This window comes from Lysinibacillus sp. RC46 (assembly GCF_041262385.1).
In the GTDB taxonomy this organism is placed as follows: domain Bacteria; phylum Bacillota; class Bacilli; order Bacillales_A; family Planococcaceae; genus Lysinibacillus.
This window is the reverse complement of the sequence record NZ_JBGCCF010000008.1, coordinates 164646-176869: the sequence shown is the minus strand read 5'-3', so window position 1 is coordinate 176869 and position 12224 is coordinate 164646. Positions and strand designations below refer to the sequence as shown.

Here is a 12224-nt window from a genome sequence, read left to right as displayed (position 1 = left end):
CGAGCTATGCCAACAAATTATGAGGCAGGCACGTTTGATGTTATCGTAATTGGCGCAGGTCACGCAGGTTCTGAAGCTGCACACGCTGCTGCCAAAATGGGTGCTAACACACTGATGTTAACAATCAATTTAGATATGATTGCATTTATGCCATGCAATCCTTCCATTGGTGGTCCTGCCAAAGGAATTGTAGTACGAGAAATTGACGCATTAGGTGGCGTCATGGGGAAAGTTATTGATAAAACGCATATTCAAATGCGGATGTTAAATACAGGGAAAGGTCCTGCTGTGCGTGCATTACGTGCACAAGCGGACAAAGTTTTATACCAACAAGAAATGAAACGTGTGTTGGAGGAAACTGAGAATTTGACAATTCAGCAAGGAATGGTGGAAGAGCTAATAATTGAAGACGGGGAAGTACAAGGTGTTATTACACAAATTGGTGCTATTTACCGCGCTAAAACAGTTGTTATCACAACAGGTACATTCCTTCGTGGTGAAATCATTATTGGTGACGTAAAATATTCAAGTGGTCCTAATAACCAACAACCGTCAATTCGTTTAGCTGATAACTTAAAAGAGCTTGGTTTTGACCTTGTGCGTTTTAAAACAGGTACACCACCACGAGTGAATAACCGTACAATTGATTATGATAAAACAGAGATTCAACCAGGAGATGATGTTCCACGTGCATTCAGCTTTGAAACAACTGAATTCATCACGGATCAGCTTCCTTGTTGGTTAACTTATACAAGCCTAGAAACACATGAAATTATCGAGGCAAACTTACATCTTTCACCGATGTACTCAGGGATGATTAAAGGTACGGGTCCACGTTATTGCCCTTCTATTGAAGACAAGGTTGTGCGATTTAACGATAAACCGCGCCACCAAATTTTCTTAGAGCCAGAAGGTCGCAATACACGTGAAGTATATGTACAAGGTTTATCGACTAGCTTACCAGAGCATGTACAAACACGTTTACTAAAATCAATTCCAGGCTTAGAAAAAGCAGAAATGATGCGTGCTGGCTATGCTATTGAATACGATGCAATCGTGCCAACACAATTGTGGCCAACTTTAGAAACAAAACGTATTAAAGGGTTGTATACTGCTGGTCAAATCAACGGAACATCAGGTTACGAGGAAGCGGCTGCTCAAGGCTTAATGGCTGGGATAAATGCTGCTGCTAATGTGCTTGAAAAACAAGAATTAATTTTAAGTCGTTCAGATGCTTATATTGGCGTATTAATTGATGATTTAGTAACAAAAGGAACAAATGAACCGTATCGCTTACTAACATCTCGTGCAGAATATCGTTTACTACTTCGTCATGATAACGCTGACTTACGTTTGGTAGAGCTAGGTTATAATATGGGAATGATTACTGAAGAAAGATATGCAACATTCAATGAGAAAAAAGAGCTGATTGAAAACGAAATTGCACGTCTCCGTGAAGTGATTATTAAACCAAATGAAGCAACACAAGCTACTATTCGCTCTGTAGGTGGTAGTGAGCTAAAAGATGGTATCCGTGGAGCAGATTTATTAAAACGTACAGAAATGCATTATGAGTTAGTTTCTTCGTTAATTCCAGCAGACATAGAGTTTTCGGATGAAGTGAAGGAACAAATTGAAATTCAGCTTAAGTATGAAGGTTATATTGAAAAAGCATTGCAACAAGTTGAGAAGCTTCATAAAATGGAAAATAAAAAAATTCCTGAAAATATCGATTATGACGCTATTTCAGGTCTAGCAACAGAAGCTCGACAAAAATTAAAACAAGTTACACCACTTTCCATTGCCCAAGCATCGCGAATCTCTGGTGTAAACCCAGCAGATATTTCAATATTACTTGTTTATATTGAGCAAGGTAAAATTGCCCGCGTCAGCGGCGAATAATGAACAACAGTAAAGTGAATAAGAGGCGGGCATACCTTTGTGCCCGCTTCCTATTTTTAAGGCTAATCTTATTTTTATATAGTAGTTGATTTGTAAATGTGAACGAATACATGCTTACAAATCAATAATAGGGATAGTAAAGCCAGTTAGAAAAAGGAGACTTTACATGAACGAACAACAATTTATCGAGGCTCTGAAGAAAAAGGGCATTGAACTTTCTGAAAAGCAGATTGCTCAATTTAAAAAATACTTTGAGTTACTTGTTGAGTGGAATGAAAAGATGAACTTAACTGCTATTACGGATTTAGAAGGTGTTTATTTAAAGCATTTTTATGATTCGATTAGTGCCTCTTTCTATTTTGATTTTTCAAAAGTGACGACAGTTTGTGATGTTGGAGCAGGTGCTGGTTTTCCAAGTATTCCAATTAAAATCTGTTTCCCACATTTACATGTAACAATTGTCGATTCTTTAAATAAAAGAATTACATTTTTAAATCATTTAAGTGATGAGTTACAATTAGATAATATGAATTTCGTACATGCCCGTGCAGAGGAATTTGCACAAAATGCGAAATATCGTGAACAGTTTGATGTTGTAACAGCTCGTGCAGTAGCCCGATTATCGGTCTTATCGGAGTTATGTGTACCACTAGCAAAGCAAGGTGGCTATTTTGTTGCTTTAAAAGCAGCAGCTGGTGCGGAAGAATTAAAAGATGCAAAAAAAGCATTGGCCACATTAGGGGTTTCGCTAAAAGGAGAATTTTCTTTCCTATTACCTGTTGAAGAAAGTGACCGCATGTTATATATCTTTGATAAAATAAAAGGAACACCGAAAAAATATCCGCGTAAACCAGGTGTACCAAATAAAACACCAATTCAATAATTAGTGTTTCATGTGAAACTTCTCAAAGTAGAAAATATTTTTTCTATTTTGAGCATACATACTAGTTATGGATGGTTCACGCAAATGACATCTACGAACTATATACATTTTAAGAAATATAATAAATAATAATAGAATGAAACAGAGCAAGATAGTTACTTAAAGGTGGTGCCACTTGGATGAAAAGTCCTTTTTCACGTTTTTTTGGAGGCGGAAATAAAACTGAGCCTATTGTGAAAAATGAAGTAGAACAAGCAGAGACGGTTCATGCAGCAGAAGAAGTTATAAAGCTGCCTATTGATCAAATTGTGCCTAACCGTTTTCAGCCACGTACTATTTTTGATGATGAAAAAATTGAAGAATTATCAAGAACCATTCATACACATGGTGTAATTCAGCCAATTGTTGTACGTAAAACAGCAGAAAATCAATATGAAATCATTGCTGGTGAGCGTCGCTATCGAGCAATGAAAAAGCTACAATGGACAGAAGTCCCGGCAATTATAAGAAATTTAACTGATAAGGAAACAGCTTCTATCGCGTTAATCGAGAACCTACAGCGTGAGGAGTTAACAGCAATTGAAGAAGCTGTTGCCTATCAAAAATTATTAGAGCTTCATGAGCTGACACAAGAAGCTCTTGCCCAACGACTTGGAAAAGGACAATCCACGGTAGCCAATAAATTACGTTTACTAAAGCTGCCTGAAGAAGTGCAGCAAGCTATTTTGAAGCGTGAAATCTCTGAACGACATGCACGTGCATTAATTGCAATTAAAGATCGGTCGTTACAGCTAGAAGTTTTACAACAAACGATTGAAAATGATTGGAATGTTCGTCAGTTAGAAGAACAAATTTATTCTTTATTACATCCGGAGGCAGAAGTTCAAGAAGAAGCGGAGCCAAAGAAAGTAAAGCCGAAACGTAAGGCCATTAGTAAAGACGTACGCATTGCCTTAAATACGATTAAACAATCGTTATCTATGGTAACAAAGAGCGGTATAACAGTTAAGACTGAAGAAGAAGACACAGAGGAATATTATCAAATTACAGTGAAAATACCTAAAAAGAAAAAGTCTTAAGTCGTAATTGAAATTATATTAGAAAAATAAAGAATTGACTTTCATAACATCATCAAAGTTGAGGATGACATTTGTATAACGTATACCAGGTATATAAGTTGATAGGAGCGGGAGTTGGACGGCCCAGGAAGCTCTGCTCTACGCGAAAGCAAAGCGACAGCAACAAATGTTTACTGTGCGAAAGCGAAGCGACAGCAACAAAGCGCCCAGCCGGAACGGAAATCAACGCTACGTTATGATGATGAGCCACTTTTATAGCTCTTTACTATGGAGGCATCTCAGTAATATTTCTGAGATGTCTCCTTTTTTGCATATATTCTTAATATTTTATACAACTATTTTCTGTTTTTTTGATAGAATGAAAGTAAGATAGAGATATTTAACTTCTTTCAGTAAGTGTTTTTTGTAACGAAAGTGAAACGGCAGTTACAAGTGTTTTTTGTACCGAAAGCGTAGCGACAGGTACAGAAGTCTCTCACCTCTATAAGTGGTAATATGAATGCGGGTTTAAGTTACTTTTCAGCGGGTGTCCAAACATCCGCTGAAATAGGGGAGCTCAGTCTAAGAACGCCACGTCCTGTGGCAATTTATCTGTGCGAAAGCGAAGCGACAGCAACACGGTTTTATCTGTGCGAAAGCGAAGCGACAGCAACACGGTTTTATCTGTGCGAAAGCGAAGCGACAGCAACAACACACGACTGAGTAACCAACTTCGTGCTGCTGACGCTACGTTAGCACTACGCTTTCGCGCAAAAAACATCTGTTGGCCTAAAGCCTCCGGCGGCGGATGTCACGGATTCGGAAAGGAGTGCTTAGAGGATGTTAGCCTAAAACCATCGCATCCATGCGATAACGGCTAACTGACCTGCATCGTGCAGGCCTAAGCACAAAGCCGAATCCGGACACAATTATGCCGAGGCATAATTGATCAGTGATTTTACAAATGATTTATCAAAGTGAACTTTGATAGATGAAAGCAGGTGCTTTTAAATGGGTAGAATTATAGCAATCGCCAATCAAAAGGGTGGCGTAGGAAAAACAACGACATCGGTCAATTTGAGCGCTTGTCTAGCATACTTAGGGAAGAAAGTGCTCTTAATCGATACTGATCCACAAGGAAATACAACAAGTGGACTTGGTGTTAATAAAGGAGAACTTCAAGGCTGCATTTATGATGTATTAATTGATGATGAAAACGTTGAAAATGTCATTCAACAAACAAATGTCGAAAACTTAGCAATCGTTCCAGCAACCATTTCACTAGCAGGAGCAGAAATTGAATTAGTTTCAACAATTTCCAGAGAAGTACGTTTAAAGCACGCACTTCAAGATGTAAAAGAAAACTATGATTATATTATTATTGATTGCCCGCCTTCGTTAGGGCTACTAACAATTAATGCTTTAACTGCTTCGGATGCGCTTATTATTCCTGTACAATGCGAATATTACGCATTAGAGGGGTTAAGTCAGTTGTTATCAACTGTCCGTTTAGTGCAAAAACATTTAAATCAGCAATTATACATTGACGGTGTATTGTTGACGATGCTTGATGCTAGAACAAACCTAGGCTTACAAGTTATTGATGAAGTGAAAAAGTATTTCCAGGATAAAGTATACAAAACAATTATTCCTCGTAATGTGCGATTAAGTGAGGCTCCAAGTCATGGGCAGCCGATTATCATTTATGATGCAAAATCAAGAGGTGCAGAAGTGTATTTAGAGATGGCGAGGGAAGTGATTAAAAATGGCTAAAGGTTTAGGAAGAGGCATAGGTGCATTATTTCCTGGAGAGTCTATAGAACAAAGTGGGCAAGTGGAAGAAATACAATTAGAGCTTATCGCCGCGAACCCATTTCAGCCTCGTAAAATTTTTGATGAAGAAACTTTACAAGAATTAGCTGACTCTATACAGGAACATGGTATTTTACAGCCAATTGCTGTACGTAAAAAAGGGCGTAAATATGAAATCGTTGCTGGAGAACGCCGTTATAGAGCGACTCAATTAGCAGGTTTAGAGGTTATTCCAGCTATTATAAAAGAGCTATCAGATGCGCAAATGATGGAACTAGCTATTTTAGAAAATCTACAGCGTGAAGATTTGACAGTTATTGAAGAGGCTGAGGCATATCAAAGCTTAATGGAAAGCTTACATTTAACACAGGAGGAGCTATCCAAAAGATTAGGGAAAAGTAGACCGCATATTGCCAATCATGTTCGTTTACTTGCATTACCAGAGGATGTTCGTGAGTTTATGAATGATGGAACACTATCGATGGGGCAAGGACGAGCGTTACTTGGATTGAAAAATAAAAGAAGAATATCAGAAGTGGCAAATAAGGTCATTAAACAAGGGTTAAACGTACGGCAAGTTGAAATGTTAGTACACAATTTGAATGAAGAAGTTTCACGTGAAACAACTCAAACAAAGAAAAAAGATATATTCGTGGCAGCAAAGGAATCACAGTTACGTGATTACTTTGGAACAAATGTACAAATTAGGAAAGCTAATAATAAAGGGAAAATTGAAATTGAATTTTACTCTGAAGATGATTTAGAACGTATTTTAGAAATATTAAATTTACAGGAAGAGGAAGAATAAGAGAAATATCGATAACGTGATCAGAGCGCCGAACTACAAGGCGCTCTCTATTTTTCTAGAGAGAAGGAAGGTTGGGACGTGGTATTACTAGGGGCATTAATTAACGCTTTGCTTATTATGGTAGGTGCAGTAGTAGGACGTATTTTCAAAAATATTCCTGAATCGATGAAATCTACTGTATTATCGATTATTGGTTTAGCAGTTGCACTTTTAGGGATTAAAATGGGCTTTGAAAGTGATAATTTTATTATTTTAATGATTAGTTTAGTGGTAGGTACAGTAATTGGTGAGTGGTTAGATTTAGATAAGCAAATGAATAGACTTGGAAAATGGGTAGAATCTTTATTTAGTAAAAATCGCACTGATAATAATCAAATTGGCATAGCAGAAGGTTTTGTAACGGCATCTTTAATATTTGTAGTTGGCTCCATGGGCGTCATTGGTGCACTCGATAGTGGTCTGCGTAACGATCATAATATACTTATTACGAAAGGATTAATCGATGGATTTATATCGATAATCTTAACATCTACATTAGGTATTGGAGTGCTATTATCTGCAGTACCTGTATTCGTCTATCAAGGATTAATTGCACTTTTTGCAGGTGTTATCAGCTCTTTTATACCAGATGCTGCACTACAAATGTTTATTCAAGAAATGACTGCTGTAGGTGGTGTTATGATTTTTGCCATTGGTTTAAATATAGCAGGCTTAACTAAGATCAAGGCTGCTAACTTGTTGCCAGGTCTCATCATTGTCGGCATTGTGGTTGCTATCTTCTATATTTTTCAGTGAGTAACGATGTGCAGCGAGCAACAGAGCTCTTGAAAGTTTTTCCGCCATTGCATAAGAAATATGAAGTCTTGTATTTTGTAAAACAAGCATTTCCATAAAGCCTCCAACATTGACTATTCCTTTAATGGAAATATCGCCGATGGGAGGTAATTCTTTTTTTACAGCTTTTCCCGGAAAAATAGGTCCATTCTGTACAGAAATATGTCCAACGTTTTGTTCACTTCCAAGACATGCATCAATCGCAATAATGAATGGTTTTATAGTATGATTGTGTAGCTGTTGCATAGTAGTGTCTAAATTAAGAGCATGCAAAGGATTGTCTAAAGAGCCTACAATTTCATATGGAAAACTAACAGACTTTTTTAAGAAGCTACCTGTTAATGGCCCAAGTGTATCACCTGTACAACGGTCACTTCCAATACAACAGAAAATAAGGCGTTCATGATGAAAGGGTATATGTTCTAAAAATAATGTACTCAACTGCCAAACGATATTTTTACTTTCATGATGAAGAGAATAAGGGAGTAACAATTTTGGTATAGTATTCATAAAAAAACTCACTTTCCTTTTTATTTGTAAGAAGTGCTCGATTTTTATGCAGTATACGCAAATTTTTAGCAAGTTATTCAAGAGGTGGTAATAATGGATTGGTTTAACGAAAGGGTAATAAAAAACGGTTGGGACAAGCTGATGTCAGAGGATCTTTGGATAAATATAACAAAAGTTTCGGTTAAGATTACTATTATCTTGATTGCATCGTGGCTAGCTGTACGATTAGGAAAAAAGTTTATTAAAAAAGTGTTTTTAATGCGTATGCGTTCACCTTTAGACCATTCAGAACGTCGACAAACAACAATTTCAAGATTATTACAAAGTGTCATTTCCTATGTTGTTTATTTTTCAGCAATCGTTGCTATTCTCTCTATCTTGGAGATTAAGATAGCGGGGTTATTGGCTGGAGCAGGGATTGTCGGTTTAGCCATTGGTTTTGGTGCGCAAAGTTTAGTGAAGGATGTCATTACTGGATTCTTTATTATTTTTGAAGACCAATTTGGTGTTGGTGATTATATAAAAATAAATTCAGCTGAAGGAACTGTTGTAGAAATCGGTTTACGTACGACAAAGGTTAATGGTTCTACAGGGGAGCAGTTTATTATTCCGAATGGTTCGATTGGTGATGTTGTCAATTACTCTGTCAACAACTCTAAAATTTATATAGATTTACAAATGACGACCGATGCCAAGTTTGAAAAAGCTGAGGCTATTATTAAAAAGTATTTAGATACTTTACCTGAAATTCATAAGGAACTTGTAGCAGTACCTGTCTTTTTAGGTGTACAAAATGTTAAGGGTACAGAGGTAACGATTCGTATAGCCGCAGAAACATTACCACAACAACAATACGGGGTGGCTCGTACTATTCGTCGCGATGTTACAAAACTCTTTGAAGAAAATAATATACCAATGGCTCATCCGAAAATGATGTTCTATGGTGTAAATGGAAATGAAGAGGGGAGAAATGAGTAATATGGAAGCGAAGAAATTTGGTTTAAACGATATTGTTGAAATGAAAAAGCAGCATCCATGTGGCACTAATATGTGGAAAATTATTCGGATGGGTGCGGATGTCCGCATTAAATGTGAAGGCTGTCAGCATAGTGTCATGATTCCGCGCCGCGAATTTGAGAAAAAAATGAAAAAGGTTTTAATTTCCGCTAGTGAAGAATAGTTTGTATCTTTAATCAGTATGTGTTTTGACACCCACTGATTGAAGATAAAACCTATGCAATTACGCCAATGCGAAATTGATGTATATTAGACTTTTTATGAGTGAATCAATATAATAGATAGGGTTATACAGTGATTAATCAGTGAGGACTTCTGTAACCTCACAGTATCCGTTAGTACGGGAGATAAGAGCAAATTTGAACAGATCATAGAAAGGTTGTGTCCATACATGGCATTAACAGCTGGAATCGTTGGTTTACCTAACGTTGGAAAATCAACATTATTTAACGCAATTACAAAAGCGGGCGCATTGGCTGCAAACTATCCATTCGCAACAATCGATCCAAACGTCGGTATTGTTGAAGTACCAGATGCACGTTTAGATAAATTAACAGAATTAGTAATACCTAAAAAAACAGTACCAACAGCATTTGAGTTCACAGATATTGCTGGGATCGTAAAAGGTGCTTCAAAGGGTGAAGGTTTAGGGAACAAATTCCTTGCTCATATTCGTGAAGTAGATGCAATTTGCCAGGTAGTACGTTGCTTTGTAGATGAAAATATTACACACGTATCAGGTGCAGTTGATCCGATTGACGATATTGAAGTTATTAATTTAGAGCTTGCACTTGCAGATTTAGAATCTGTTGATAAGCGATTACAACGTGTTAGCAAAATGGCAAAGCAAAAAGACAAAGAAGCAATGATTGAAGAACCAGTTCTTATGAAAATTAAAGAACAATTAGAAAACGGTCGACCAGCACGCGCTGCAGAGCTTTCAGAAGACGAGTTAAAGGTTATTAAAGGGCTTCATCTTTTAACAATTAAACCTATGCTTTATGTGGCGAACGTTTCAGAAGATGAAGTAGCTGACACAGATAATAATGAATACGTGCAAAAGGTACGTGAGTATGCAGCTGCTGAAGGTGCTCAAGTTATCACAATTTGTGCAAAAATCGAGGAAGAAATTTCTGAGCTTGATGATGAAGAAAAAGCAATGTTCTTAGAAGAACTAGGCATTAAAGAATCTGGTTTAGACCAATTAATCCGTACTTCATATGATTTACTAGGACTAGCAACATACTTCACTGCTGGGGTACAAGAGGTACGTGCATGGACGTTCCGTAAAGGTATGAAGGCACCACAATGTGCAGGAGTCATTCATACAGACTTTGAACGTGGATTTATTCGTGCAGAAACAGTTGCTTTCGATGATTTAGTAGAAGCTGGTTCTCAACCTGCTGCTAAAGAAGCTGGTAAAGTACGTCTTGAAGGTAAAGAATATGTAGTACAAGACGGCGATATTATGTTATTCCGTTTCAATGTGTAAAATACAAACAGGGGCAATCTTTCAATGGATTGCCTTTTTTGTTTATATAATTATCTGAATTTTCAATCCTATAGGAGGTTAGTATGGACATATTACAAATAAAAGAACGTGGTTTAGAAATTGAACAGCTAGGAAGATTACCAGAAGATATACTAGAGCTTATTTATGAGCATCAATTGTTTAAGCTATTCACTGTAAAGGAATTAGGCGGTAAAGATTTAGATCTACTAGAGGGCATTAAACTATTCCAGCAGATGTCTACACTTGATGGCAACTTTGGCTGGCTTGTCACAATAGGGACAGGGGGTAACGCGTTTATTCCAGCATTAAATAAAGAAGTTTGTGAAAAAATATTTTCACCAAGAAATGGAGTCGTAGCAGGTAGTGGCTATCCTACGGGTACAGCAGTAAAAATAGATGATGGTTATAGAGTAACAGGTCAATGGAAGTATTGTAGTGGAGCAGATTATGCTACAATTTTTACGATGAATTGCTTTGTCGAGAATGAGGGTATTAGAACAGATGAAATAATTAGTTGCTCAATAAATAGTGATCATGTAGAGGTTCTTGATGATTGGCGAGCAATGGGCTTAAAAGCGACAGCTAGTCATACGATTCGTGTGCAAAATGTTTGGGTACCACAAGAGGAAACATTCCAATTAGGCACAATTAAAAACAAGTATGGAAGTGCGGTACATAGTTTTCCGTTTGGTGCATTTGCAGAAGCCTCTTTTATAAGCGTTTGTCTTGGGATAACAGAAAATTTCTTAGAAGAGGCGTCTATTTTAGTAAAGCAAAGAAAGCATGATCCAAGCGGTACTGAACGTATGGGCGCAATACAATTTCTATTGATGCAGCAACAGAAGAACTTTAGACAGCTTGAAGAGAAATTTTACTCAAAGTTGAATGAACACTGGCAAAAACATAAAGAAGGTCATAAGTTGACTGAAGAAGAACTACAACAATTTTCACGAATAAGTAAAGATACTGCAGCGGCTTGTATAGACATTGCCAATAGCTTAATACGCAGGCTTGGTATGAATGCAATTACGGAGACATCTTCAATTAATCGTATTTGGAGAAATTTATATACAGCTGCCCAGCATGGTTTTTTAACACAATAGCAGTCACAAATAGAATCTACTTATAGCCAAGCAGATTCTATTTGTAACGTGACTTGCATGAAAGTTTATTTCTTTTCCTCAGGCATATATACGTAAAGCTTTGGTAAATGAGGATCATCCTCTATTAATGCATTTTTTGGATATTTGCGCAGTTCTTTATACATGGAAAAATCACCTACTGCCCCAGCTATTAAAAAAGCTCCGACTAATACTAAAACAGTACTGTTAAAATAAAAACCAGCAATTGTCGGGAGGACGCCAGTTGTCCAAAATGGAAGTAATAAAGATTTTTTCATTGCATGATTCGGTAACGGTTGTTCAGTTGTTGCGTACGCTATGCCAAGCTCTAAATTCAGGCCATATTTTAATGATTTAAAGGGTACGCCTCCAAAGACCATAAAGCCAATTAAATGAAAGGCTTCATGTAAGACAATGAAAACAATATACAGAATAACGAAAAGGATAGATCCAATCATCATAGTCCAAAATGAAAAATCAAAATCTTTAAAGCAAATATATTGAATAGCTACAAACAATATGACGAGACCACTTGTGACAACAATATTGTCCATCATTAGTTTTTTTATATCCAACTCTATTACGATAGGTTCTTTATCTGGTTGCATGAAGATCCTCCGTTCATTCATGAATTAAGTTCATTATATAGAAAGAATTGTTTGGTTGCGACTTGAAAGACATGTATATATATGTTACAATTCATTGATGTGAGTAATAATTATTACTTGCTCCTTGCTCCCTTTTATAGGAGAGCCTAAGTCCATAA

13 protein-coding genes are annotated in these 12224 nt (G+C 36.9%); 11 read left to right on the top strand and 2 right to left on the bottom strand.

Features of this window, described 5'->3' with window-relative positions; genetic code table 11:
* Positions 1-6 precede the first annotated feature (6 nt).
* The 7 genes from mnmG (at position 7) to ABH966_RS09970 (ending at position 7258) form a co-directional block, all read left to right on the top strand.
* A complete protein-coding gene (gene mnmG, locus ABH966_RS10000) occupies positions 7-1902 on the top strand; it encodes a tRNA uridine-5-carboxymethylaminomethyl(34) synthesis enzyme MnmG (protein WP_370077943.1) in 1896 nt (631 codons plus the stop codon).
* A 166-nt stretch (positions 1903-2068) separates the two neighbouring features.
* Complete coding sequence (gene rsmG, locus ABH966_RS09995) at positions 2069-2785, top strand: 16S rRNA (guanine(527)-N(7))-methyltransferase RsmG (RefSeq protein WP_370077941.1); 717 nt, start codon at positions 2069-2071, stop codon at positions 2783-2785.
* A 179-nt stretch (positions 2786-2964) separates the two neighbouring features.
* Positions 2965-3864, top strand: a complete 900-nt coding sequence (gene noc / locus ABH966_RS09990; protein ID WP_370077939.1) for a nucleoid occlusion protein — start codon at positions 2965-2967, stop codon at positions 3862-3864.
* 114 nt (positions 3865-3978) lie between these two features.
* Entirely contained in the window at positions 3979-4122 is a 144-nt protein-coding gene (locus ABH966_RS09985) for a hypothetical protein (RefSeq protein ID WP_370077937.1), read from the top strand.
* A 732-nt stretch (positions 4123-4854) separates the two neighbouring features.
* A complete protein-coding gene (locus ABH966_RS09980; RefSeq protein WP_142510024.1) occupies positions 4855-5616 on the top strand; it encodes a ParA family protein in 762 nt (253 codons plus the stop codon).
* Positions 5609-6463 (top strand): ParB/RepB/Spo0J family partition protein, encoded by an 855-nt coding sequence (locus ABH966_RS09975; protein WP_370077935.1) that lies wholly within the window; start codon positions 5609-5611, stop codon positions 6461-6463. The genes ABH966_RS09980 and ABH966_RS09975 overlap by 8 nt, the downstream gene beginning before the upstream one ends.
* A 78-nt stretch (positions 6464-6541) precedes the next feature.
* Positions 6542-7258: a DUF554 domain-containing protein gene (locus ABH966_RS09970; RefSeq protein ID WP_370077933.1), complete on the top strand. Its 717-nt coding sequence runs from the start codon at positions 6542-6544 to the stop codon at positions 7256-7258.
* Here the strand turns inward: ABH966_RS09970 and yyaC are convergent.
* Entirely contained in the window at positions 7175-7807 is a 633-nt protein-coding gene (gene yyaC, locus ABH966_RS09965; protein WP_370077931.1) for a spore protease YyaC, read from the bottom strand. The genes ABH966_RS09970 and yyaC overlap by 84 nt on opposite strands.
* Positions 7808-7900: 93 nt before the next feature.
* On the opposite strand from yyaC, the gene ABH966_RS09960 reads away from it, so the two are divergent.
* From ABH966_RS09960 to ABH966_RS09945, 4 genes are all read left to right on the top strand, one after another.
* The gene (locus ABH966_RS09960) at positions 7901-8785 is read left to right on the top strand and encodes a mechanosensitive ion channel family protein (protein ID WP_370077929.1); all 885 of its coding nucleotides are present in this window, start codon (positions 7901-7903) and stop codon (positions 8783-8785) included.
* A gap of 1 nt (position 8786) precedes the next feature.
* Positions 8787-8987, top strand: coding sequence for a DUF951 domain-containing protein (locus ABH966_RS09955; RefSeq protein ID WP_370077973.1), 201 nt, complete (start codon positions 8787-8789; stop codon positions 8985-8987).
* Between the two features lie 228 nt (positions 8988-9215).
* Positions 9216-10316 (top strand): redox-regulated ATPase YchF, encoded by a 1101-nt coding sequence (gene ychF / locus ABH966_RS09950; RefSeq protein WP_370077927.1) that lies wholly within the window; start codon positions 9216-9218, stop codon positions 10314-10316.
* 83 nt (positions 10317-10399) lie between these two features.
* A complete protein-coding gene (locus tag ABH966_RS09945; RefSeq protein ID WP_370077925.1) occupies positions 10400-11440 on the top strand; it encodes an acyl-CoA dehydrogenase family protein in 1041 nt (346 codons plus the stop codon).
* Between the two features lie 65 nt (positions 11441-11505).
* Here ABH966_RS09945 and ABH966_RS09940 read toward each other — a convergent pair whose 3' ends face one another.
* A complete protein-coding gene (locus ABH966_RS09940; protein WP_370077923.1) occupies positions 11506-12066 on the bottom strand; it encodes a DUF3267 domain-containing protein in 561 nt (186 codons plus the stop codon).
* Positions 12067-12224 lie beyond the last annotated feature (158 nt).

Excerpts from the sequence above, each read along its gene's own strand:
- noc (WP_370077939.1), top strand. The coding sequence starts at position 2,965 with ATGAAAAGTCCTTTTTCACGTTTTTTTGGAGGCGGAAATAAAACTGAG.
- ABH966_RS09955 (WP_370077973.1), top strand. The coding sequence starts at position 8,787 with ATGGAAGCGAAGAAATTTGGTTTAAACGATATTGTTGAAATGAAAAAG.
- ychF (WP_370077927.1), top strand. The coding sequence starts at position 9,216 with ATGGCATTAACAGCTGGAATCGTTGGTTTACCTAACGTTGGAAAATCA.
- rsmG (WP_370077941.1), top strand. The coding sequence starts at position 2,069 with ATGAACGAACAACAATTTATCGAGGCTCTGAAGAAAAAGGGCATTGAA.
- yyaC (WP_370077931.1), bottom strand. The coding sequence starts at position 7,807 with ATGAATACTATACCAAAATTGTTACTCCCTTATTCTCTTCATCATGAA.
- ABH966_RS09980 (WP_142510024.1), top strand. The coding sequence starts at position 4,855 with ATGGGTAGAATTATAGCAATCGCCAATCAAAAGGGTGGCGTAGGAAAA.
- ABH966_RS09940 (WP_370077923.1), bottom strand. The coding sequence starts at position 12,066 with ATGCAACCAGATAAAGAACCTATCGTAATAGAGTTGGATATAAAAAAA.
- ABH966_RS09945 (WP_370077925.1), top strand. The coding sequence starts at position 10,400 with ATGGACATATTACAAATAAAAGAACGTGGTTTAGAAATTGAACAGCTA.
- mnmG (WP_370077943.1), top strand. The coding sequence starts at position 7 with ATGCCAACAAATTATGAGGCAGGCACGTTTGATGTTATCGTAATTGGC.
- ABH966_RS09960 (WP_370077929.1), top strand. The coding sequence starts at position 7,901 with ATGGATTGGTTTAACGAAAGGGTAATAAAAAACGGTTGGGACAAGCTG.
- ABH966_RS09975 (WP_370077935.1), top strand. The coding sequence starts at position 5,609 with ATGGCTAAAGGTTTAGGAAGAGGCATAGGTGCATTATTTCCTGGAGAG.